Origin of the sequence: Hymenobacter sp. CRA2 (assembly GCF_002007105.1) — a bacterium.
Classification (GTDB): domain Bacteria; phylum Bacteroidota; class Bacteroidia; order Cytophagales; family Hymenobacteraceae; genus Solirubrum.
In genome coordinates this window covers 796,081-820,178 of sequence record NZ_MVBC01000001.1, presented here as the reverse complement: position 1 = coordinate 820,178, position 24,098 = coordinate 796,081, and the positions used below count along the sequence as shown (strand labels likewise).

Annotated in this window: 15 protein-coding genes; 3 read left to right on the top strand and 12 right to left on the bottom strand. The window is 63.4% G+C overall.

What is annotated here, in order from left to right:
- Positions 1-43: 43 nt before the first annotated feature.
- Positions 44-877, bottom strand: a complete 834-nt coding sequence (locus tag B0919_RS03330; protein WP_078010759.1) for a prephenate dehydratase — start codon at positions 875-877, stop codon at positions 44-46.
- Positions 878-1,482: 605 nt separating this feature from the next.
- Here B0919_RS03330 and B0919_RS03325 point away from each other — a divergent pair.
- Positions 1,483-3,660: a PAS domain-containing protein gene (locus tag B0919_RS03325; RefSeq protein ID WP_078010758.1), complete on the top strand. Its 2,178-nt coding sequence runs from the start codon at positions 1,483-1,485 to the stop codon at positions 3,658-3,660.
- Positions 3,661-3,786: 126 nt separating this feature from the next.
- Here B0919_RS03325 and B0919_RS24565 read toward each other — a convergent pair whose 3' ends face one another.
- The 4 genes from B0919_RS24565 to B0919_RS03305 all read right to left on the bottom strand — a co-directional run bounded on the left by B0919_RS24565 (position 3,787) and on the right by B0919_RS03305 (position 11,185).
- Positions 3,787-4,242, bottom strand: a complete 456-nt coding sequence (locus B0919_RS24565) for a hypothetical protein (RefSeq protein ID WP_139361870.1) — start codon at positions 4,240-4,242, stop codon at positions 3,787-3,789.
- 22 nt (positions 4,243-4,264) lie between these two features.
- On the bottom strand, positions 4,265-4,558 hold the full coding sequence (locus tag B0919_RS03315) for a transposase (RefSeq protein WP_078010756.1): 294 nt from the start codon (positions 4,556-4,558) through the stop codon (positions 4,265-4,267).
- Between the two features lie 222 nt (positions 4,559-4,780).
- Entirely contained in the window at positions 4,781-7,825 is a 3,045-nt protein-coding gene (locus B0919_RS03310; RefSeq protein ID WP_078010755.1) for a M16 family metallopeptidase, read from the bottom strand.
- Positions 7,826-8,146: 321 nt separating this feature from the next.
- Positions 8,147-11,185 (bottom strand): M16 family metallopeptidase, encoded by a 3,039-nt coding sequence (locus B0919_RS03305; RefSeq protein ID WP_078010754.1) that lies wholly within the window; start codon positions 11,183-11,185, stop codon positions 8,147-8,149.
- A 343-nt stretch (positions 11,186-11,528) separates the two neighbouring features.
- On the opposite strand from B0919_RS03305, the gene B0919_RS03300 reads away from it, so the two are divergent.
- A complete protein-coding gene (locus B0919_RS03300) occupies positions 11,529-13,226 on the top strand; it encodes a M28 family metallopeptidase (RefSeq protein ID WP_078010753.1) in 1,698 nt (565 codons plus the stop codon).
- An 80-nt stretch (positions 13,227-13,306) separates the two neighbouring features.
- On the opposite strand, the gene B0919_RS03295 is transcribed toward B0919_RS03300, so the two are convergent.
- The 3 genes from B0919_RS03295 to B0919_RS03285 all read right to left on the bottom strand — a co-directional run bounded on the left by B0919_RS03295 (position 13,307) and on the right by B0919_RS03285 (position 16,857).
- A complete protein-coding gene (locus B0919_RS03295; RefSeq protein WP_139361869.1) occupies positions 13,307-13,753 on the bottom strand; it encodes a hypothetical protein in 447 nt (148 codons plus the stop codon).
- A 95-nt stretch (positions 13,754-13,848) separates the two neighbouring features.
- On the bottom strand, positions 13,849-15,687 hold the full coding sequence (locus B0919_RS03290) for a family 10 glycosylhydrolase (RefSeq protein ID WP_078010751.1): 1,839 nt from the start codon (positions 15,685-15,687) through the stop codon (positions 13,849-13,851).
- Positions 15,688-15,747: 60 nt separating this feature from the next.
- Entirely contained in the window at positions 15,748-16,857 is a 1,110-nt protein-coding gene (locus B0919_RS03285; RefSeq protein WP_078010750.1) for a glycosyltransferase, read from the bottom strand.
- 147 nt (positions 16,858-17,004) lie between these two features.
- Between B0919_RS03285 and B0919_RS03280 the strand changes: the two genes are divergently transcribed.
- Positions 17,005-17,421, top strand: a complete 417-nt coding sequence (locus tag B0919_RS03280) for a hypothetical protein (protein ID WP_078010749.1) — start codon at positions 17,005-17,007, stop codon at positions 17,419-17,421.
- 77 nt (positions 17,422-17,498) lie between these two features.
- On the opposite strand, the gene B0919_RS25585 is transcribed toward B0919_RS03280, so the two are convergent.
- The 4 genes from B0919_RS25585 to B0919_RS03260 form a co-directional block, all read right to left on the bottom strand.
- A complete protein-coding gene (locus tag B0919_RS25585; RefSeq protein WP_078010748.1) occupies positions 17,499-19,112 on the bottom strand; it encodes an MFS transporter in 1,614 nt (537 codons plus the stop codon).
- A 197-nt stretch (positions 19,113-19,309) separates the two neighbouring features.
- Positions 19,310-21,163, bottom strand: a complete 1,854-nt coding sequence (locus B0919_RS03270) for an alpha-amylase family glycosyl hydrolase (protein WP_254846464.1) — start codon at positions 21,161-21,163, stop codon at positions 19,310-19,312.
- A gap of 141 nt (positions 21,164-21,304) precedes the next feature.
- Complete coding sequence (locus B0919_RS03265) at positions 21,305-22,012, bottom strand: SDR family oxidoreductase (protein WP_078010746.1); 708 nt, start codon at positions 22,010-22,012, stop codon at positions 21,305-21,307.
- Positions 22,013-22,092: 80 nt separating this feature from the next.
- Entirely contained in the window at positions 22,093-24,003 is a 1,911-nt protein-coding gene (locus B0919_RS03260; protein ID WP_078010745.1) for a glycoside hydrolase family 13 protein, read from the bottom strand.
- Between the last annotated feature and the right edge of the window lie 95 nt (positions 24,004-24,098).

Genomic DNA, 24,098 nt, shown 5'->3' with positions numbered 1-24,098 from the left:
GGCTGAGGTTGAGTCTGTTATTGGTCGTCTATTTGCCTGCTGATCAGTAAGTCTGCCCCTTATGGTAGATGCCCAGTACCCGCACACTCTCAGCTACTTCGTTGAGCGAGGCCAGCGCCTGTTGGAAGTCCTCGGGCTGCTCGAATTCCAGGTCGGCATGGAAGTAGTACTCCCAGGTGGTGCCGGGCCGCGGAAAGGACTGCAGCTTGGAAAGGTTTATGCCGCAGGCGGCAATGCGCGTGAGCACCTCGGCTAGGCTGCCGCGGCGATGCGCGGTGTGGAAGTACAGAGAAGACTTGTTGTGCTGCTCGCTGCTGAGCTGGGCGTGGCCGGCGCGCTCCACTACCAAAAAGCGGGTGTAGTTGTCGGCGGCGGAGTGGATGTCGGGCGCCACGATATCGAGGCCGAACAGCTGGGCGGCCAGCTCGCCGGCAATGGCAGCCACACCCGCGAGCTGCTGCTCCTGGATATGCCGGGCGCTCAGGGCTGTGTCTTCCGTCTCTACCAGCCGCCAATGCGGGTGCCGGCTCAGGAAATCGGTGCACTGCAGCAGGGCCATGGGGTGGGAGCGGACTTCGCGCACGTCGGCCAGCGTCTGGCCCGGCAGCAGCACCAGGTGCTGCCGGATTTGCAGGTACACCTCGCCGGTAATCTGCAGCGCGGCCTGCTGGAGCAGGCGGTAGTTGGGCAGGATGCTGCCGGCAATGGAATTCTCGATGGCCATCAACCCGCAGGCCGCTTCGCCGCTAGCCACCTGCCGCACCACCTCGGCGAAGGTCGCGCAGGAGTACACAGTCACTGCCCGGCCAAAGTAGTGCTGGGCGGCAATCTGGTGGAAGCTTCCGGCGAAGCCTTGAATGGCAACAGTTTGAGTCATGCGGGAGGGAATAAAAAAGGGCCTCCGCGGTAGCGGGGCCCTGGTGGTTTTGCTGGGTGTGCCTGACTTCAGGCTGCGCAAATAGGGCCCCGCTTCTTCCGGTAGAAGAAGTAATAGAAGCCATAAAAAAAGCGGGCCGTGCGAAGCATGAGTGCGGGACTGATGGGCAGAAAAAAAGCGCCTCCCGGGCAGGAGGCGCTTGTAGAATCTGGGTTAGGGTTGCTACAAAGAGGCCTCGCTGCTACGCGTGAGCGTAGTAGAAATAGTAGCTAAAAAAGTACTGGGCCTGCGGTGCGAGCATGAGCTTGTGGGGTACTGAGTAAGCCAAAGGTGGGAAAGGCCGCCGAAGAATGCAAGCTTTTCTTTTCGAGGCCACCGCGTGACCGGCGGCGCCGTCAGTAGCGGCAGTGGGCCGTGCAGTCAGTCATTCCAAAAGCCCGTGGAAGGTTGCGCGAAGCGCAGACCTCAACTGTATTACCCTCCTGCGGCCAAAAACAATGGCTGATGGGGCGCTGAGGGCCGAATACATCCCATACAAGCGCCCTGCGGCACCTTGCCGACGGCGGTTATCTTTACCGAAGTTACGGCCGTATTCCCGGGCACTTATGACAGGTACTTCCGCTTTTGAAACTTCCGCCGAGGGGGCGCTGCCGCCGGGGCTGCTGGGCCCGCTGCTGCGCATCAGCCACGCGGGGGTGATGGTGATGCGCCCGGTGTACACCGACGGCACCATTGTGGATTTGGCCTGGGTGTACCTGAACCCGGCGGGACAGCAGATGCTGGGGCTGCCCGAGTGCCCGACCTCTTCGTTTCTGACCCTGTACCCGACGGCCCCGGCGGCGGGTGTGTTCGACTTTTACCGCAACGCGCTTCTATCGGGGCAGGAGCAGCGCCGCACCAACAATTACCAGCACGACGGCCTCAACGGCTATTATCTGCTGGCCGCCCAGCGCCACGCCGATCTGCTGGTGGTGAGCTTCACCGATACCAACGACCAACCACGCACGGCCGTGGAGGAAGCCCTGCGCCGCGACCAAGCCCGCGAGGTACTGGCGCGCACCACCGCCGAAACCCAGTATGCGGAACTGCAACGCATCTTCGCGCAGGCCCCGTTGGCACTGGCCGTGTACCAGGGGCCGCAGCACGTAGTGGTACTGGCCAACGAGGCCACGGCCGCCATCTGGGGCCGCCCGCTGACCGAGGTTCTGCACCGGCCGGTGTTTGAGGTGCTGCCCGAAGCCGCCACGCAGGACGTCGTAGACATTTTCAATAATGTACTGGCCACCGGGCAGCGGTACGTGGCCCACGAGCAAGCCACGCGCATCAATCGCCACGGCCGCGAGGACACAGTGTATTGGAGCCTCGTGTTTGAGCCGCAGCGGTCCATCGACGGGCGCGTGACGGGCATCATCACGGTGGGCACCGAAATAACCGAGCTGGTGCGGGCCCGCCAGCAGGTGCAGGGCCTCAACCAGAACCTGACCGCGGCGAACTGGCAGCTGCAGGCGGCCCACGAGGAAGCCCTGGCCCACAACGTGGAGCTGGAGCTGATGCAGGAGCGACTGCGCCAACTGAATACCGGGCTGGAAGTGCGCGTGACTCACCGCACGCAGGAAGCCCAGGCAGCCCGTGCCGAGGCGGAGCAAGCCCGGCAGCGCCTGGAGCAGCTGGTGATGGAGGCGCCGGCGGGCATCTGCATCTACGGCGGCCCCGAGCTGGTGTACGAGCTGGTAAACCCGCGCTACCAGCAGCTACTGCCGGGGCGCCGGCTGCTGGGCCGTCCGCTGCTGGAAGCAGTGCCAGAAATAGCCGAGCAGCCGGTGTACGCGCTGCTGCGGAAGGTGTACGCCACGGGCCGCACCCACGAGGCCAACGGCATGCTGGTGCCCCTGGCCCGCACCGCCGACGGGGTGCCCGAAGAGCTTTACTTCAACTTTGTGCTGCAGCCGCGCCGCAACGGGCAGGGGCAGGTTGATGGGGTGATGGTGTTCGTGTTTGAGGTGACCGAGCAGGTACAGGCGGGCCGGCAGGTGCTGCGCCTCAACGAGGAGCTACAAGCCAGCAACGCGGCCCTGCAGCAAACCAACGAACGGCTCACGCGCACTAACCGCGACCTGGACACCTTCGTGTACACGGCCTCGCACGATTTGAAGGCGCCCATTGCCAACATCGAGGGGCTGCTGCACGCGCTGCGCACACAGCTGCCGCCCCCCGTGCTGCAGGAGGCCGACACCGCCCAGCTGCTGCACCTGATGGATGAGTCGGTGGCCCGTTTTCAGACCACGCTGGGCCACCTCACCGATATTTCGCGGCTACAGCAGATGCCGGCGGCCCCGGTGGAAGCCGTGCCGCTGGCCCCGCTGGTGGAGGCCGTGCGCCTGGATTTGCAGCCGGAGTTGGCCTCGGCCGGCGCCCTGCTCAGCATAGATGTGGAAGCCTGTCCGACGGTGCGCTTTTCGCCCAAGAGCCTGCGCAGCATTCTGTATAACCTGATCAGCAACGCGCTGAAGTACGCCCACCCCGGCCGCCCCGTCCACGTGGAGTTGCGCTGCCACGGCGCGGCCGGTGAGGTGGTGCTGGAGGTGCACGACAACGGCCTGGGCCTGAGCGAGCAGCAGCAAGGGCAGCTGTTTGTGCTGTTTCGGCGGCTGCATACCCACGTACCGGGCTCGGGTGTAGGGCTGTACATGGTGAAGCGCTTGGTAGAAAACGGCGGTGGCCGGGTGGCGGTAGAAAGCCAGCTGGGCGTGGGCTCCACGTTCCGGGTGACGCTGCCGGCGTGAGTACACGCGGGCATAAGTACCGACGTACTTCAAGGACTTTGCTCGGCTCAGTACCTACATGTCCTATTCCACTTGGCGGCCACTGGTCATAACGGCCGCGCGGCCGTTCATTGTTTATAAAAACTGCTAAGGCTGGCCTGTAGCCGCTTGGTGCGAGGTAAACATCATTGATACAACGTCGCCGTACATGGGCGAGCGGCGTACGCTCACGCGCACATCTTGGGTATCGGAGAAGCGAAAGGTGCCAATCTGCTTGGTCCAGGTGCCGGTAGCTTGCTGCCCCGGCGGACGCCGGCTATAAGCGGCCGCGTCCGAATTGAAAAACCGCCGCGTATCGTCAAAATACTGCGGCGAATCGGCGCGCATTTCCAACATAGTGCCGAATTCGGTGAACCCAACTAGCACGGAGGGAAATGCCACTTCGTCTGCTAGTGTTACAGTCTTAAGCTCCATCCCGACTTCGGACAGACGTAGATGTTTCGTTTGACTTAAATCAACAGTTGAGAAGCTACCAGAGCTGATGATAGAGTATAAGATAACATGGGTTTTCACCAATCGTACTAGGTAAGGCAATTGATTCATGCAGATCAAGTATTAGGAGATGTTAACAGTCGCGCAGCCAGAGGACGACTACCGCAATATGGCCGAAGGCTAAGAAATGTGCCCTCAGCTTGTCGTAGCGGGTGGCTACGCGGCGAAACTGCTTGAGCCAGCTGAACAGGCGTTCGACGGGATGGGGTTGCGCATAGCCGTGCACATCGAACGTGCGTGGGTGGCGGCGCTTGCGGCGGGGCAGAATCACAGCGCAGGTACTGTGGGCGGCCAGCACCGCCACGAGCGGGTCGGAATCATAGCCGCGGTCGGCCACGAGGTAAGCCTGGGCCAAGTCCGCGAGCAACGGCTGCGCCTACGGCGCATCATGGCAGTGGCCCGGCGTCAGGCCGCCGCGCACCAGCCGGCCACGTGCATCGGCCGCTACGTGGGCTTTGGTGGTGAGTCCGCCGCGGTTGCGCCCATGCAGCAGCAACGAAACCAACAACAATTCATCCGCCTGAAACAACAAACCGGAGCGCAGCCCCTATGCTGCACCCCGGTTTTAGGCTGTAAAAGCTTGGTCAGCTTACTTGCCAGCGTTGTCGGACTTCATTTTCTGCTTGTCCTTTTTGCCGTCCTCCTTCATTTTCACCTTAGCCTTTTTGTCGCTGGTGGCGGGCACGGGTGAGGCCGCGGGCTCTTCCGTAGCCAGGGCCGACGGAGCCGCTGCCACGGGCTTGCCGTCCATGTCGATTTCCACCACTTCGTAGCCTAGCTGCTTGAGCTCCGGCAGGTACTTCTTGTCGCCCACGGTCACGATCTGCATGTTGTCGGGGGCGAGGTACTTCTGGGCCAGGGCCAGCACTTCTTCGCGCTTGAGCTGCTGCAGAATCTGCGTCTGCTGGTCTACGTAGTCGGGCTTGAGGTCGTACTCCAGCAGGCGCGAGAGGAAGGAGGCTTTCTGCTGACCGGTTTCGTACTTCAGGGCGTCGCGCTGGCCGATGCTGGCCTTCAGAAACTGTAGCTCTTCTTCGTTGATGCCATCCTTGCGGTAGCTTTCCATTTCCTTCATAAACTCCTTCACGGCCTGCGCCGAGGCATCGGCGCGCACGCCGGCCTGAGCCGTGAACGGAGCCCGGTAGTGCGTGCCCTGGAAGTACGACCACGCCCCGTAGGTGTAGCCCTTGTCCTCGCGCAGGTTCAGGTTGATGCGCGAGTTGAAGGCACCGCCCAGCAGGTAGTTGGCCAGCCCGGCGCGGTAAAAGTCGCCGGTGGCATCAAAGGGCATGCCGAGGTAGCCAATGCGGATTTCCGACTGCGGCGCGTTGTCTTTGCTGATGAAATACAGCTTGGTTTTGGCCGATTGGGGCGCGGCCACGTCGGCCGGAATGCTCACGTCTTTGCGCTGCCACTGCTGCAGGAAGGCCAGCTTGGGCGTAATGGCGGCCTGCGGGGCGTCGCTCACCACCACGAGGTGGCTCACGTTGGGCGCGAAGTTTTGCTGATAGAAGCGCTTCACGTCGTCGAGCGTGAGGGCGGCCACGGTGCTGGGCGAGCCGGCCACGGCCACTCCGGCAATGTTGTCGGCGCCGTAGAGCAGGCGGTTGAAGGCCAGATCGGCCACCACGCTGGGCTGGTTTGCGAAGTCCTTCACCATGTCGAGCTGCTGCTTCTTCACGCGGTCGAAGTCTTCCTGCGCGAAGCGCGGGTGCAGCAGGCTTTGCTCCACCAGGGCCAGCGTCTGGTCGAGGTTTTTGGTCAGCGACTGCACAAACACCTTGGTGTCGTTGTCGCCGGCGTAGATGAACACCTGGCTGCCCAGCCGGGTAAGGGCGGCGGCCATTTCCTCGCTGGTGTACTTTTCGGTGCTCTCCGACAGCATCTTGGCCGTCATTTCGGCCAGGCCGGCTTTCTGCGGTTGGGTCTGCAACAGACGGTGGCCGCCGCGGATGGTCAGCAGCAGGTTGGTGGAAGGCAGCTCCGTGTTGCGGGTGCCCATCACGCGCAGGCCGTTGGGCTGGTCGGCGCGCCACAGGGCGGGCACTTTCACCACGGGGTTGGTGCCGGACTTGGGGCGCTGGCCGCGGTCGAAGCTGTCCTTGGCCTTCACGTACTTCAGGCCGGCGTACTCGTCCTTGGGCGCTTTGAAGCCCGACTTGTCGACGGTGAAATTGGACTGGCCGGCCATGAGCTCGGGTTTGCCGGCCGGTACCACGCTCAGCACCACGGCGCGCTTGCCCTTGAGGTACTGGTTGTAGACGCGCATCACGTCGGCCTTGGTAAGGGCTTGCACGCGCTGCAGGTCGCGGGGCAGCATGTTGGGGTTGCCGGTCAGGAACTGGTAGGAGGCCAGGCGGGAGGCTTTGGCCTGCACGCTGGCGAGGCTGTTGATGTCGTCGGCTTCGCGGTGAGCCTTGAAACGGGCCAGGTCTTCGTCGGTGACGCCGCGCTGCTCAAACTCGGCCAGCGTCTGGCGCACTAGGGCTTCGGACTGGTCGAGGTCGGAGCCGGCGAAGTTGATTACCTGCAGGGTCAGCTCGCCGCTGAGCTCCGAGCAGGGATGATAGGCCACGGCCTGGGTGGCCTTCTGGCTTTTGATCAGGTTCTTGTAGAGCAAGGAGTTGTTGTCGCGGCCCAGGATGTCGGCCAGCGCATCGAGCGGAATTTCATCGGGGTGCATGCGCGGCACCGTGGGGAAGAGCACCTGCAGCATGGGCTGGCTGATGTTGGCGTCTTCGTAGCTCACGTAGCGGTCCTTGTCGAGCACGGGCGCCGGCAGCTTCACGCGCGCCACCTCGGGGCCCCGCTGAATGCTGCCGAAGTACTTCTCCACCAGCTTCACCACGTCGGCCGTTTTCACGTCGCCGGCCACGGTCACGCTGGCGTTGTTGGGGCCGTACCAGCGCAGGAAGAAGTTCTTCAGGTCGTTGACGTCCGAGCGGTTCAGGTCTTCCAGGTAGCCGATGACGGGCCAGCTGTAGGGGTGGCCGTAGGGGTACATGGTGCGGCCGGCCAGCTCCCAGGCCCGGCCGTAGGGGGCATTGTCCACGTTCTGCCCACGCTCGTTCTTTACCGTAGCGCGCTGCACCTCAAACTTTTGCTGCGTTACGGCGTCGAGCAGGAAGCCCATGCGGTCGGCCTCCAGCCACAAGGCGGTTTCGAGCTGGTTGTTCGGCACGGTCTCGAAGTAGTTCGTGCGGTCCTGGTTAGTGGTGCCGTTCAGCGTGCCGCCCGCCGCCGTGACGAGCTTAAAGTGTTCCTCGTCGGCTACGTGGTCGGAGCCCTGGAACATCATGTGCTCGAAGAAGTGGGCAAAGCCGGATTTACCAATCGTTTCGCGCGCTGAGCCCACATGATACGTCACGTCCACGTGCGCAACGGGGTCCGAATGGTCCTCGTGCACTATCAGCGTGAGGCCGTTGGGCAGCACATATTTCTCGTAGGGAATCAGCAGCTGCCCGGCCTGCGGCGTCACTTTCTCCACCAGGCGCGTGCCCGAGGCGGTAGCCTTGGTGGCTGATGAGCCTTTGGCCGCGGCGGGTTTGGCGGCCTGGCGTTGCTGGGCCTGTGCCAGTGGGCCACAACCTAGGGCTAAGCCCAGGCCGAGCAAGACTAAGGGTTTGGTATTCATAGCCATTGAGAGAGGATGTTAGGTTGATAAGGTAGAATTTTGTCCGCATTCAACGACCAGCCCCACCCGTTTATTCATTAGCCACCCGCAATATTCTTCGTGCTGTCCAGCGGTCTGAATTTATTCCAGTAACAACCCACGAAAATCACCTCGTCGCAGCAGTAGCAAAGCCGGGTAATCCGCCGGCTCTGGTTGCACCACCCAAGCCCGCTTTCACGGCCCCATCGATACCTGACGCGCTACGGCGGGGCCCAACAAAAAACCGGGGTGCGGCCACTGCGGCCACACCCCGGTTTGCATTCTGGCAGAAGCCTGACTGGCTTACTTGCCGGCTTCGTCGGACTTCATTTTCTGCTTGTCCTTCTTGCCATCCTCTTTGGTTTTCACCTTCACCTTCTTGTCGCTGGTGGCGGGAGCAGCGGCGGCGGCCGGAGCCGGAGCAGCTTCAGCAGCCACAGCGGCCGCTACGGGGTTGCCGTCGGCGTCCAGCTCAATCACCTCGTAGCCCAGCTGCTTGAGCTCCGGCAGGTACTTCTTGTCGCCCACGGTCACGATGTACATCTGCTCGGGCAGGTACTTACCCGCCAGCGTAGTCACGTCCTCCTTGGTCAGGTTGTTCAGAATTTCGGCCTGCTGCTTCACGTAGTCGGTGGGCAGGTCGTATTCCACGAGGCGCGAGAGGAAGGCGGCCTTCTGCTGACCGGTTTCGTACTTCAGGGCGTCGCTCTGGCCGATGGAGGCCTTCAGGAACTGCAGCTCCTCATCGGTGATGCCGCCCTTGCGGAAGTTCTCGATTTCTTTCATGAACTCCTTCACCGACGCGGCCGAGGCATCAGCCCGCACGCCGGCCTGAGCCGTGAACGGCCCGGCGTAGCGCGAGCCCTGGAAGCCCGAGCGGGCGCCGTAGGTGTAGCCCTTGTCTTCGCGCAGGTTCAGGTTGATGCGCGAGTTGAAGGCGCCGCCCAGGATGTAGTTCATCAGGTACGCGCGGTAGTACTCACCGGTGGCGTCGTAGGGCAGGCCCACGTAACCGATGCGGATTTCCGACTGCGGCGCGTTGTCCTTGTTGACGAAGTACAGCTTGGTTTTCTCGGCCTTGGCCGAAGCCGTAGCTTTCGGCAGCTCCACCGGCTTGGTCGTCCAGCTGTTGAGGAAGCCCAGCTTCGGGGTGATGCTGGCCTGCGGGGCGTCGCTTACCACCACCAGGCTGCTGATGTTGGGGGCGTAGTAGGTCTGGTAGAACTGCTTCACGTCGTCGAGCGTGAGGCTGCCCACCGAGGCGGCCGTACCCGTGGTGGGCACCGCCATGATGTCGTTCTGCCCGTAGAGCAGGCGGTTGTAGGTCTTGTCGGCAATGACCACCGGCTGCGTGTTCTGGTTGGCAATGCCTTCCAGCGTCTGCTTCTTGAGGCGGTCGAAATCGGCCTGATCAAACTTGGGGTGCAGCAGGCGCTGATCCAGCAGGGCCATCGTCTTGTCCAGGTTCTTGGTCAGGCTCTGCACGTACACCGTGGTAGCATCGGCGCCCGGCGACACGCGGATTTCGCTGCCCAGCTTCTCCAGCTCGGCGTCGAACTGCTCGGCCGAGTACTTCTCGGTGCCTTCGTCCAGCATGCCGGCCGTCAGGGCCGCAATACCGGCTTTGTTCGGCATAGCGCCTTCCAGGCGGTGGCCGCCGCGGATGGTGAGCAGCAGCGTGGTGGTCGGCATTTCGGCGTTTTGCGTGCCGATAACCTTCAGCTTGTTGGGCATGTCGGCCTTCCACACGGCCGGCACGCTCACCAGCGGCGCCTGCCCGGCTTTGGGCTGCACGCCGCGGTCGAAGCTGTCCTTGGCCTTCACGTACTTCAGGCCGGCGTACTCGTCCTTGGGCGCTTTGAAGCCCGACTTGTCGACGGTGTAGTTGTCGGCCTTGGCCACCAGCTCGGGGTTGGCCTTGGGCACCACGCTCAGAATCACGGCTTTCTTGCCGATGATGTATTGCTTGAACACGCGGTCCACGTCGGCCTTGGTCAGCGACTGAATGCGCTTCAGCTCGAGGGGCAGGCGGTTGGGGTTGCCGGTCTGGTACTGATAGGCGGCCAGGGTGCTCACCTTGCCGCTCACCGAGGAGAGGCGGTTGATCAGGTCGGCTTCCGTGGAGGCTTTGTAGCGGGCTACGTCCTCTTCCGAGATGCCACGCTTGGCCAGCTCGTCGATGGAGGCGCGGATGGTGGTTTCGAGGTCGGCCAGCGGCTTGCCGGGGTAGCCCAGCGCCACGATGGTAAACTCGCCGCCCAGCTCGGAAGTGGGATGGTACGACTGCGCCTGCACGGCCTTCTGGGCCTTCACCAGGTTCTGGTACAGCGGCGAGGACTTGGTGCCGCCCAGGATGCTGGCCAGCGCGTCGACGGCTACCTCATCCGGGTTGTTGCCGGGGATGGTCGGGAAAACCATCTGCAGCATCGGGAAGCGCACGTTGTCCTGGTAGCTCACGTAGCGGTCCTGGGCCAGCGTGGGCTCGGGCAGCTTCATGTTCTGCACGTCCGGGCCCTTCGGAATCGAGCCGAAGTACTTCTCCACCAGCTTCACCACGTCGGCCGGCTTCACGTCGCCGCCCACCGTTACGGTAGCGTTGTTGGGGCCGTACCAGCGCAGGAAGAAGTTTTTCAGGTCGTTGACGTCCGAGCGGTTCAAATCCTCCAGGTAGCCGATGGTCAGCCAGGAGTAGGGGTGCCCGTAGGGGTACAGCGTCTTCGAGATGTACTCCGAAGCCAAGCCATAGGGGCGGTTGTCGTAGTTCTGGCCGCGCTCGTTTTTCACGGTGGCGCGCTGTACTTCGAATTTCTTCTCCGTCACCGCGTCGAGCAGGAAGCCCATGCGGTCGGCCTCCAGCCACAGCGCCGTTTCCAGTTGGTTCGAGGGCAGCGTTTCGAAGTAGTTGGTCCGGTCGCGGTTGGTGGTGCCGTTCAGCGTGCCGCCGGCGGCCGATACGGTCTTGAAGTGCTGTTCGTCGGCCACGTGGTCGGAGCCCTGGAACATCATGTGCTCGAAGAAGTGGGCAAAGCCGGATTTACCAATCGTTTCGCGCGCCGAGCCCACGTGGTAGGTCACGTCCACGTGCGCAATCGGGTCGGAGTGGTCTTCAGCCACGATGAGCGTGAGGCCGTTGGGCAGCACGTACTTCTCGTAGGGAATGACGACTTCGCCGGGCTTGCGGGTTACTTTCTCCACCAGGCGCGTGCCCGAGGCGGTAGCCTTGGTAGCGGTGGTTTTAGCAGCGGGTTTGGCGGCTGCCTTCGCCTGGGCCGATGCAGCCTGCGGCGCGGCGGCCGTCAGGAAAGCACCCAGCCCGAGCAGCAACAGTTGATTGCGGGTCATAGGGGAATCAAAAGGATGAGTAGGAGTGAAGCAAGTTAAGCAGCCGCCGACATTTGGCGCGGGGTCCGTCGGAGGCTCCGCGCAAAAGACGCAACCAAAACGCGCAAAGCTGCGTACGCCGACGCCCTATTCTACCAACCGGCCAACTACTGATGCCAATGCGCGGGTTTGCGGGGTCAACGCCCGCCGTTCGGGCAGGGCGTAGCATCGTTGGGCAATAGCCGCGAAATTGATTTTCGCGGCTACGCGCGTGGTTCCGCCCCGCCTGGGTGGCCGTGTGCCCCGCCGAATTTACTCCGCATATTGCAGCCCAGCCCTTTATAGCTACCTAAAACCTTTGCCCATGCGTTTCTATCCTGCCTCTGCAGCCGCCGCGCTGCTGGGCCTGCTACTGGCTGGCTGCCAGGGCAACTCCACCAACTCCACGGCCGATGCCGGTTCCGCCGGCAGTTCCGCAGCGGCCAATGACGGCATCAGCGCCACCGTTATCGGCCAGCACATCAAGCAGCTGGCTTCCGATGAGTTTCAGGGCCGCAAGCCCTTCACTGTGGGCGAGACGAAAACCACCGAGTACCTAGCGGCGCAGTTCAAGCAGCTGGGCATGCAGCCCGGGCCCGACGGCAGCTACTTTCAGCAGGTGCCGCTGGTGGAAATCAACACCACGCCGGCCGCTACCATGCAAATCAGCGGCAAAGGCCAGCCGCTGACCTTGCGCTACCAGCAGGACTTCGTGGCCGTGACCGAGCGGGAACAGCCGCGCATCGAGCTGAATAACTCCGCGCTGGTATTTGCCGGCTACGGTGTGGTGGCTCCGGATTATCAGTGGAACGACTACGCGGGCCTCGATGTGAAGGGCAAAACCGTGGTCGTGCTCATCAACGACCCGGGCTTTGTGGTGGGCGACACGACGCTGTTTAAGGGCAAGGCCATGACCTATTACGGCCGCTGGACCTACAAGTACGAGGAGGCGGCCCGGCAAGGCGCGGCGGGCGTCATCATCGTGCACGACACGCGGCCGGCCTCCTACCCGTGGTCGGTGGTGCAGAGCAGCTGGAGCGGTTCGCAGCTGTTTCCGCAGTCCGACGACAAGGGCGCTTCCAAGTGCGCGCTGGAAGGCTGGATGACGCTGGATGCGGCCAAGCGCCTGATGCAGAACGCCGGCCAGAACTTCGACGCCCTGCAGGCGGCGGCCAACAAGCCCGGCTTCCGGCCCGTGCCGCTGGGCCTGAACCTGACTACCTCGCTGACGACCACCACCCGCCGCACGGCCTCCAAAAATGTGGTGGCCATGCTGCCCGGCTCCGAGCGCCCCGAGGAATACATCCTCTACTCGGCGCACTGGGACCATCTCGGCATCGGGCCGGCGGTGCAGGGCGACTCCATCTACAACGGCGCCGTGGACAACGCCTCGGGTTGCGCCGCGCTGCTCAACATTGCCCAGGCTTTTGCGCAGGCGAAGGAAAAGCCCAAGCGCAGCATCGTATTTCTGGCCGTGACGGGCGAGGAGCAGGGCCTGCTGGGCTCGGCCTACTACGCCGCGCATCCACTGTTTCCGCTCAACAAAACGGTGGCCGACCTGAACATGGACGCCTTGGCCGACTTCGGCCCGATGAAGGACCTGACGGTGGTGGGCTACGGGCAGTCGGAGCTGGATGACTACGCCACGGCCGCGGCCAAGGAGCAGGAGCGCTACATCGTGCCCGACCAGACGCCCGAACAGGGTCACTTCTTCCGCTCCGACCACTTCAGCCTGGCCCACGTGGGCGTGCCGGCGCTTTACGCCTCGGGCCGCCTGGAGAGCCGCGCCAAGGGCAAAGAATTCGCCCGCGAGCAGAACGAGGCCTACGAAGCGCAGCACTACCACCAGCCCAGCGACGAGTATAGCCCCGACCGTGACCTGGGCGGCATGGAGCAGGATGCGCGCCTGCTCTACCGCATCGGGCAGCGCCTGGCCGGCGAGACGACCTTCCCGCAGTGGAAAGCAGGCTCGGAGTTCAAAGCCATCCGCGAGAAAAGCCTCGCGGAAAAGCCCAGGACCTAATCCGTCTTGAGCTGGCACAAGAAAAGCCCGGGAGTTGATTCCCGGGCTTTTTCGTGTCGGTGCCTCAGCCAAGTCAGGCGCTAAAAGGCCCGGTAGCGGAAGTACTTGGTCTTGAGGCGCCGGCGCACGTAGCCGGGCAGCGGTTCGCCCTGCTGGTAAGCAGCCACAATCTGGGCGTAACGCTCGGGGCCGAAGCGCTGGGTGCGCCATAGGCCGTAGCCCAGCATCAGCCCGCCGCCCAGCACATCCTGGTTGGTATCGATGCGCTGGCCCTGCGAGGTACTGTCGTTGCGCAGGGCCATGCCCACGGCGGCTTTGCTGAGCGTGGCGCTGCCGCCACCCACGTACCCGGCGGCCCCTTTCAGGCGGCGGGTAAACAAATGCTGCACGGCCCGGATGGTATCGGCTGCGGAATAGCGCAGCGACGCGAGGGGCGGCAGCGTAGCAGCGGCCGTAGCACTCTGCGCAACGGCGCTCGAGCTGCTGGCGGCTACTGCCAAAGCACTAAGCAGAAATATTCGACGCATAACATAAGGGAAGGGCCCGGCTAACGTTGCCGGGCCCTTCAAATTTACTTGCTGGGAGCAGTTCATGCGCCTGCCTATGTACCACAATATCAACTTTACCGCGTCAGCAGCACTTTCTGCTGCCAGCTACCGGTTTCAGTGCTCAGGCGGATGACGTACACGCCCGCCGGTAGCGTGCCCGCAGTCAGAGTCAGCGTGTGCCGGCCGGCGCTGAAGTCGCCATCGGCGAGGCGGCTGACCACGCGGCCGGTGAGGTCGAATACCTGCACGGTGGCGTGCGTGGCCGCGCCAAGGCGGAAGCTAAGCTGCGTGCGCTCCGAGAAGGGGTTGGGGAAAGCCGGCTCCAGGGCAGCAGTAGCGGCGGCCGTTTTGGTAGGCAGCACCAGTAGCAGTTGGGCTGGGTCGCTTTCGTTGTAGAGACGGTCGAGGGCCGTGACGGTGTAGCGGTAGGGCGGGGGCGTGCTGCCCTGCCACATTTCGCGGTAGTACGTGGTGTCGGTAATGGCCACGATGTTGGCCGGGTCGGTGAGTTGGGCGGCGGTGATGGGGCCGGGCGCGGCGTTGCTCAGGCGGTACACCACGTACCAGCGCGCCGTTTCGCCATCGGTAGCCGGCGCGCCGGGCCGCCAGTTCAGCTCGGTCATGCCCGTCAGCAGGTTGTTGTTCTGCGAGCCTTGCACCATGGTAGGCGGCACGTTGTCTTTCCACGGCATGGTGGGCACCAGGGCCTTGTAGCGGTAGAAATTGGTGCGCAGCGAGTCAGCCACGCCCAGCGGGTTGTTCAGCAGCTCGGTGCTCTTGTAGAAGATGCTGCCGCGCACATTGGCTTGCTGACGCAGCAGCCGGATCTGGCTGGGAATCTGCGTGGGCTGGTTGAAGGCGTCGGTGGCCGTGGCGCTGACCTTGTAGGCGGCATGCCCGATGTACACGTGGCGCGGCGTGGTGGCTGATACCTGCTGGTTCCACCACGGCACGATGAGGTCGTAGCGGGCGGCGGTGGTCGTGGGCGTCCAGTACACCTGCGGGGCCAGGTAATCCACCCAACCCTGCTGCAGCCACTTGCGCGAGTCGGCGAAGATGTCGGTGTAGCTCTGGAAAGCGGTGGTGGCGGTGCCGCCCACGCTGGTGCCGTTGCGCCACACGCCGGGCGGCGAAATGCCGAACTTCACCCGCGGCTTGGCCGTGCGGATGCTGTCCGACACGGTGCGCACGAACAGGTCGATGTTGTCGCGGCGCCAGTCGGCTTTGGTGGTGATGCCGCGCGGGTCGGCGGCAAAGGCTGCGTCGTCGTCGAAGGTCACGCCCGACTGCGGCGCCGGGTAGAAGTAGTCGTCGAAGTGAATGGCGTCGACATCGTAGCGGCGCACCACGTCCATGACCACCCGCGTGAGGTACTGGCGCACCTGCGGCAGGCCGGGATTGAGCACGCGCAGGGTGCCGAAGGGCACAATCCAGTCGGGGTGCAGGCGCGAGACGTGGTTGGCGGCAATACTGGAGGTGTTGGCATTGGTCACGGCCCGGTAGGGGTTGATCCAGGCATGGAACTCCAGCCCGCGGCGGTGCGCCTCCCGAATCATGAACTGCAATGGGTCGTAGGCGGGCTGCGGGCCCACGCCCTGGGTGCCCGTCAGCCACTCGCTCCACGGCTCCAGGGTGCTGGGGTAAATGGCATCGGCTGAGGCGCGAATCTGAACCACCACCGCGTTGATGCCGTTGGCGCGGTGCCGGTCGAGCAGGCTGATGAAGTCGGCCCGCTGCTGGGCCGGCGTGAGGGTTTTGGAGCGCGGCCAGTCGAGGTTGAACACGTGAGCCACCCACACGGCGCGCATTTCGCGCTTGGGCTGGCTGGGGGCCTGGGCCTGGGCGCTCAGCCAGGAGCACAGCAGCAGGAGGGCACCGCAGAGGCGGCGCCAGCGTAAGTAAGTTTGTTTCATATGGTGGGAATGAAGCAGTTAGTCAGCAAGTATACGACTGCGCCGCTTTTCCCGCCAGCCTTATACCTCGGCCCACACGTAGCGGCGCTCCTTCCAGCGGATATGGCCCGGCAGCAGGGTGTACACCAGCACCAGCACCGACATCAGGGCCAGGTAGTACTCGTACACCAACAGCACCCATAGCGGCTCGCGCCGGCCCACCTGCCGTAGGCTCAGGTGCAGAAACAGCGTCTGCAGCGCCACTTTCAGCAGGAAAACCAGCGGCGTAAACGGCCACGACACCAGCGGCGGGAAGAACAGCACCGCGTAGAACACGCCGTACAGCCCGAACAGGCCCGACAAATACCACGGCAGGCGGCCTGTGCCGCGCATCCACCGCTTGCGCTGCTCCAGCAGGCACTGCACCGTGGGCTGCGGGGCCGATACGCCCAGCACGTGGCGGTGCCAGAGGTTGCGGTAGTCCCAGCCGGCATCCACGATGCAGCGGAACAGCTGCAAATCCTCGGTAATCTGAAACGCCAGCGCCTCATAGCCCCCAATGGAGTCGTAGGCCGCGCGCGTCACGAGCATGTTGTTGCCCACGGCCGTCACGGGCAGCCCGGCATCGGACAGCAGCCGGATGACGCTCAGTCCGAACAGCCAGTCCAGCCCCTGCAGGCGGCCGAACAGGCCGCCCTCGGCCGTGGTAGCGCCCGTTACCACGCCCACGCGGCCTTCGCCATCGATATCGGCCGCCCCGAGCATGTACTGCACCCAGTCGGGCGAGAGGGCCATGTCGGCGTCGGTGAGCAGAAAGTAGTCCGCGGTGGCTTGGCGGCAGAGATGGGCAATGGCGTTGCTTTTGCCCTTGGCCAAACCCACCGGCGCCCCGATGCGCACCAGCCGAAACTGCGGCTTGTCTTCGATGAAGCGCTGCACCACGGCGGCGGTGTCGTCGGTGCTGTGGTCGTCGCCGATGAGGATTTCCAGCTTATCGGCGGGGTAGTTCAGGGCAGCCAGCCGCTGCAGGCACCGCTCGATGTGGTGGGCTTCGTTGCGGGCCGGCAGCAGAATGCTCACCCGCGGCCGGGCTACCGCTGCGCGCGGCGGCCGCTGCCGCACCAGCAGGCGCCAGAGCATGAACAGGCAGATAGCGAAGAAACCAGCGAAGAAGCCGTGAACGAGCAGCATAAGGAACGCTAAGGGAGTGGGCGCGGCCCTTGCTGTACGTGTGTTTTGGGGGCAACTGTTACCGCCGTGTCGGGCAAAGGCCCCGGCCGGTTACCTTTATCTGCATTTTCACCACGACATCATCCTTTTCCACGTTAGTTGCCCGCTATGGAAACCGTCGATCAGGAGTACCTGCGCCTCTCGTACCGCCCGGATCTGCACCTGCTCTTTCTGCGCTGGTCGCGGGCAGTTTCCTCGGCCGAGCACCGCGCCGGCTACGAGGCAGCCCTGGTCATGGCCCAGGCGCACCAGTGCGGCCATTGGCTGGTGGATCTGCGCGCCCGCGGACTGGCGTCGGCTGAAGATTTCGACTGGGTACTGACCACATTTCGCCAGCAACTGCGCGACGTGCTGCCCGCGCCGCGCCGCATAACCTACCTCGTCACGCCTTACCACGCCGAGCTGATTGATGCACGGCTGCACGCGCAGGAGCCCTTGGTGGCAGAGGAAGTCCGCCGCGGCGCCGATATACGCACCTTCATCGAAGAGCTACCCGCCCAGCACTGGCTGCAGATGGGCACCTGAAAGTAGCTACGGTAGCAAACGACAACGCCCCGGCTGCATCTGCAGCCGGGGCGTTGTCGTTTCAGCCTGTAAGCTTTCTAGGCCTGCGGATTGGTCAGCACCGGCGTGTCGAAGCCGGGGTTTTCCATCACGGCGGCTACGTGGGTGTCGTCGTCGTCGCGCACGCGCAGGGTGAGCAGACCAGCCAACACCATGCTGGCCCCGCCGAGCACCAGCGTGTTCAGGGTGTTGCCCTGGAAGATGTGCACCGTGAAGTAGCCCAGGATGGTGGCCGCCACAATCTGCGGAATCACGATGAAGAAGTTGAACACGCCCATGTAGTAGCCCATCTTGTTGGCGGGCAGGGAGCCGGCCAGGATGGCGTAGGGCATCGACAGGATGCTGGCCCAGGCAATGCCCACCAGGCCCATCGATACGATGATGAAGTCCGGATTGGAAATGAACTTCAGCGACACCAGCCCCAGACCACCGAGCAGCAGGCAGAGCATGTGGGTGCGGCGGCGGCTGGTGCGGGCCGCAATCAGCGGAATGATAAAGGCGAAGACGGCCGCTACGCCGTTGCGCACCGAGGAGCAGAGGCTCAGCCAGTCGGCGCCGTCGTTGTACTGCTGCTGCACGCGCTTGGTCGTGGCCTTTTCCGCGTCGCTCAGCTGGCCTTTGTCCACGGCGTAGTTAGCCATGTTCAGAGTGATGACCTTGTCGGCTTTATCGGCCTGAAACTGGTCGATTTCGGCCACGTCGCGCTGCAGGCCGTCCAACTCCTTAGCACCTGCGGCAGCAGCTGGGGCACCGGTAATCTGCGCCTTCAGCTTCTGGTACAGCGGCGCGTCCACGCGCATGTTGTAGATGTTGCTGGTCACGGCGTTGGTGGCGTAAATCCACATCGAAAACAACGCAAACCAGGTGAAGAACTGCACCACGGCCAGCTGGCGCATGGCCGGCGGCATGTGGAAGATACCGGCGAAAGACTCGCGCAGCCCGTCCCACATGCCCACTTTGGCGTTTTCGGCCCGAAATGCTTCCATGTCCTCGGGCGGCGTTTCGCTGCTGGTCAGCACCGTGTAGAGCACCGAGAGCAGGAAAGCCGCCGCGCCCACGTAGAAAGCCCACTTCACCGAGGGCGGAATCTCACCGGCCGGGGCGGTATTGCTCAGACCCAGCCAGTTGGTGAATATCCAGGGCAGCAGCGCCGCCACCACCGAGCCCACCCCGATAAAGAACGACTGCATGGCAAAGCCCGAGGTGCGCTGCTCCGAGGGCAGCTTGTCGCCCACGAAAGCGCGGAAGGGCTCCATCGACACGTTGATGCTGGCATCCATGATCCACAGCATGCCGCCGGCCATCCACAGGGCCGAAGAATTGGGCATCACCAGCAGCGCCAGCGACGCCAGAATGGCCCCGATCAGGAAAAATGGCCGCCGCCGGCCCAGCCGGGGGCTCCAGGTGCGGTCGGAGAGGTAGCCGATGATGGGCTGCACCAGCAGGCCCGTGACCGGCGCGGCAATCCACAGAATCGGAATGTCGTCCTTGTTGGCCCCCAGCGTCTCGAAGATGCGGCTGACGTTGGAGTTCTGCAGCTCGAAGCCGAACTGAATGCCCAGGAAGCCGAAGCTCATGTTCCAGATTTGCCAGAACGAGAGCCGCGGCTTGCGCGTGGTAGCGGAGGAGGTGACGGCGGCGCCGGAAGCCATAGGATACGGAGTGTGGGAATGCGTGGGGCTGGTCGGGGAGAGCAAAGCCGCTCCAGACCGTCATGTCGAGCGCCGCCGAGACATCTCGCGTGCTGATGCCCAATAGTAACTGTGTCGTGCAACGAGTAAGATTACTATCGGGCGAGATTCCTCGACTTCGCTCGGAACGACGTGCTGGAATGACTTGAAAACCACCGCTACTGCAGCGGCGTGATATCGAGGATGGCGGCCGAGTAGGGCGGCAGCGTGATGCGCGGGGTGTTGTTGACCGCGCGGCCGTTCAGCACGTCGGTGTAGGTAAACTGGGCGCGCAGCGGGTCCAGGCCCATCAGCTTCCAGGCCCCGTCCGGAATCTTGAGCGTGGGCACGTAGGTCTGCGTCGGGCTGAAGTTGGCCACAATGAGCATGCGCTGCTTGTCGGTGAAGCGCAGGTAGCTGTAGAGCTTCTTGTCGTCGTATTCCTTGCTGAGGTTGTTGGCGTCCTGCAGCTCGTAGAAGCGGCCTTTGCGCAGGGCTTCGTTGTTGGCGCAGAGCGTGAGCAGGCGCTGGTAGAAGTCGCGCAGCTGCTTCTGCTGCAGGCTGAGCTTGCCGCCGTCGAACTTGCCGCCGTTCATCCATTTCTGGTGCTCGGGCACGCCCCAGTAGTCGAAAATGGTGGTGCGGCCGTCTTCGGAGCTGAAGCCCTCGGCGCCGCGGCCCGGCTCGCCCACTTCCTGCCCGCAGTACACCATCACCGGGCCCGAGCCCAGGGTGGCCGTCACCGTCATGGCCGGAATGGCCGGCTTGGTGTCACCGGCAAAGTCCTTGGAGGCAATACGCTGCTCGTCGTGGTTTTCGAGGAAGCGCAGCATGCGCGAGGAGTAGCCGCGGCTTTCCCGGCTCCACACGTAGTTGATGTCGTCGGTTTTGCCGTTGCCCGTCATCAGGCGGCGCAGCCCGTCGTAGAGGCCCACCTTGTCGTAGAGGTAATCGAACTGGCCTTTTTCGAGGTAGGTGCGGTACTCCTTGGCGTTGTAGGCTTCGCCCATAAAGATGATGCCCGGCTTCACTTTTTTCACCTCCGGAATTACCCAGGCCCAGAACTCCACCGGCACCATTTCGGCCATGTCGCAGCGGAAGCCGTCCACGTCCTTCTGGGCCCAGAACACGAGGATGTCGCGCATCTTCAGCCAGGTGTCGGGCACGGGGTTCAGGTGCAGCTGGCGGCTGTTCTGGTAGTCCACGCCGTAGTTGAGCTTCACCGTTTCGTACCAGTCGTCAATCTTAGGCGTCTCCGAAAACACGTCGTTGCCGGTGGCTTTGGCGGGCGTTTCGAGGTACTTGCTGTCTTCCTTCGGGCCTTTGGCGGCGGGGCCCAGCGGGTCGGCGCCCTTGGGCACCACAAAGGCCTTACCGGGCAGGTAGTAGAAGTTGTTGCTGGGCGCGAAGGCCTTGGTCTTGTCGTCCTTTTCGCCCAGGTCCACCACGCCCGCGGGCTTGGCATCCGACTTATAGCTGCGCGCTACATGATTGGGAATGAAGTCGATGATGACTTTTAGCCCGCTGTCGTGGGTGCGCTTTACCAGGGCTTCAAACTCCTGCATGCGCTTGGGCACGTTCACGGCCAGGTCGGGGTCCACGTCGTAGTAGTCCTTCACGGCGTAGGGCGAGCCGGCGCGGCCCTTCACCACGTCGGCGTCGTCGAGGGCAATGCCGAACTTCGAGTAGTCCGTCATGGTGGCGTGCTCCAGCACACCGGTGTACCACACGTGCGAGGCGCCCAGCTTCTTGATTTCCTGCAGGGCCGTGGCGCTGATGTCGTTGAACTTGCCCACGCCGTTTTCGGCCAGCGTGCCGTAGGGCTTGTTCAGGGTTTTCTGGTTGCCGAACAGGCGCACCATCACCTGGTAGATGATGAGCTTGTGGTCCTGCACCGGCTCGTCGGTGGTGTTGGGGTCGCCGGGGGCGGGGTCGAGGTAGTGCGCCATAGGCGGGGCCGCCGCTGGGGGAGGGGTAAACGCCGCCAGGCCAAGAGAGAGGAGGGCAGCCGGCAGCAGGATTTGACGTCGCATAAGGACCGTAATTTAGGCATTCGGGGGCTTTAGCGCCGGAAGAGAACGGCGTTTTCTTGCGCATTTTTTTGCGGTTTCATTTGCCGCAGCCACTGCGCTGGTTAAGCCCCATGCTGAACTTTGGCCCCAAAGTGCTAAAAATCACCATTCCTGCGTCATGGGATGGAGCATTAGCTCATCCACCGCCACGTGGGCCGGCGCTTCCAGCACGTAGCGCACGGCCTGGGCTACGTCCAGCGGCTGCAGGTGGGTCTTCTCCTTTTCCGGCGCGCCGGGCTTGGATTCGTTGAAGTGCGTGTCCACCAGCCCGGGGTATATCACGCTGACTTTGATGCCGTGCGGCCGGGCTTCCCTGCGCAAGGCATCGAGCACGGCGTGCTGGGCGTATTTGCTGGCCCCGTAGGCCGTGCCGTGCACGAAGGTGCGCTTCGAGGCGTCGGAGGCTATGCCCACGATGTGCCCTCGCCGCTGCTCCTTCAGGTGTGGCAGGGCGGCTTTGCAGAGCAGAAAGGTGCCCTTCACGTTCACGTCGAACATCCGGTCCCACTCCTCGCTGCTGAAGTTTTCGAGCAGGTTAAACGAGCCCACGCCGGCGTTACACACCACGATGTCGAGGCGGCCGTAGCGGCTCAAGGTCCCGCCTACCACGAGCTGGGCGTCCTGCTCGTCGCTCACGTCGGCTACGATGGCCAGGCCGTTCACCTTGTGGGCTACTTCTACCAGCTCGTCCTCGGAGCGGGCCACGCACACTACCTGGGCGCCCTGCAGGGCCAGCAAGGTGGCAATGGCACGGCCGATGCCGCGCGAGGCACCGGTTACGATGGCAACTTGGTTGGTTAGGTCGGTCATAATGCGGTGAGAGTTGTGCTTGCAGAATATACGAAAGCGCCGCCGGAGGTTCTTCCGGCGGCGCTTTTCTACGGCGAGGCTTACTTTTTCAACTCCAGCACCCAGGCCGTCTGTGCCGGAATGTTGAAGGATTTCAGGTCCGCTACGGTAGCGCCCGTCACCACGTCGGTGCCGGAAGTGTAGCCGCTGGTGCGCTCCGCGAAGCGGGCCCCGTCCACCATCTTGGCATCCTTGGCCGTGTTCATCATCACCATCACCGTGTTGCCGGCCGCGTCGTAGCGGAAGTAGGTGTACACGCCGTCCTGCGGGATAAACTGCATCAGCTTGCCGGTTTGCAGCACCGGGTGCGCCTTGCGGTACAGGCCCAGCTTGCTCACGTAGTCGAAGGCCTCGTTTTCCTGGGGCGTACGGCCGGCGGCGGTAAACTTGTTGGTTTTGTCACCGGGAAACCCGCCGGGGAAGTCCTCGCGCACCTTGCCGTCGGGGTTGCTGAAGTTCTTCATCAGAATTTCCGTGCCGTAGTACAGCTGCGGGATGCCGCGCGTGGTCAGCAGCCAGGCGTAGCCCATCTTCATGCGGCCGAGGTCCTCGCCGATGACCGAATACACCCGGCTCATGTCGTGGTTGTCCATGAACACCACGTTGCGCGTCGCGTCCTCGTACATCCAGTCACCCTGCAAGGCGTCGTAGAGCTTCGTGGGGTTCGGACTGTCTTTCTTCAGCGCGTCCTGAATGGCGCCCTGCGACTGGAAATCGAGCACGCCCGGCAGGTTGGACTTGAAGCCGTTCACCGGCGCGAAGATGTTGCGGGCGAAGAAGGCCTGCTGGGCCGTGCTGCCCACCCAGGCTTCGCCAAACATGCCCAGCTTGGGGTACTCGTCGAGCAGGGCCTGGCCCCAGTCCATCAGAAACTTCGTGTCGGAGTACGGATAGGTATCGATGCGGTACGCGTCGAGGCCGGTGTACTCCACCCACCACAGGAAGTTCTGGATGATGTACTTGGCCACCAGCGGGTTCGACTGGTTCACGTCGGGCATGGTGGTGTCGAACCAGCCGTCGTTGTAGAGCTTGCTGTCGAGCTGGGCGCGGTACGGGTCGTTGAGCGCCTGCGAGTTGTAGTTGCTACGCGTAAACTTGGGCCACTGGTGTACCCAGTCCTTGGCGGGCGGGTCGAGCTGCAGCTGGCTGTAGCTGCCGATGTGGTTGAGCACCACGTCGTGCACCACCTTCAGCCCGTTTTGGTGGGCCTTCTGCACAAACTGCACATACTCCTCGTTCGAGCCGTAGCGCGGGTCCACGGTGTAGTAGTCGGTGAGGGCGTAGCCGTGGTAGCTGGCCTTGGGCATGTCGTTGAGGGTCACCGGGGTGGGCCAGATGGCCGTCACGCCCATGGACTTCAGGTAGTCGAAGTGGTTCTCGATGCCCTTCAGGTCGCCGCCGTGGCGCGAGTACATGGAGTCGCGGGCCACGGTATGCTCGCGCAGGCCCTTTACCACGTCGTTCTTCGGGTTACCGTTCGCGAAGCGGTCCGGCATCAGGAAGTAAATGAAGTCCGAGCTGTTGATGCCCTGCACCCGGCTCTTATCGGTGGTGTTGCGGGCGCGCAGCTCGTACTGATACTTCAGCTTTTTGGGGCCGCCCGTAAAGCTCAGCGGCAGCTTGCCAGCCGCGGCGGTGGGCTCCACACGCAGGTTCACCACCAGGTAGTTAGGGTTTTCCAGCTTCTGCTGCCCCGTGATGGTCACACCGGCATACGTGCCCTCGATGCTGGCCGTGCTCTGCCCGATGCCCGGGCCGTACACCAGCAGCTGCAGCTCCGGGTTTTTCATGCCCACCCACCAGAATGTGGGGTCGATGCGGGTGATGCCGGCTTTGGTGGCCGGAGCAGGCGTAGCGGCCTCCAGCTCAGTGGCGGCAGCGGCGAAAGAGGGGGCACCCAGCGGCAGGAGCAGCAGGGGCAGCCAGGCGGGAATGCGGGGCAGTCGGAGCATAAACAAACAACGCAAGAAATCGGCGCCGACCCGGCGCTGCTGCAAGGTAGATAGTTTGCCCTTCGGCATCAAAACCGGGCTTTCCTGGCGCTTGA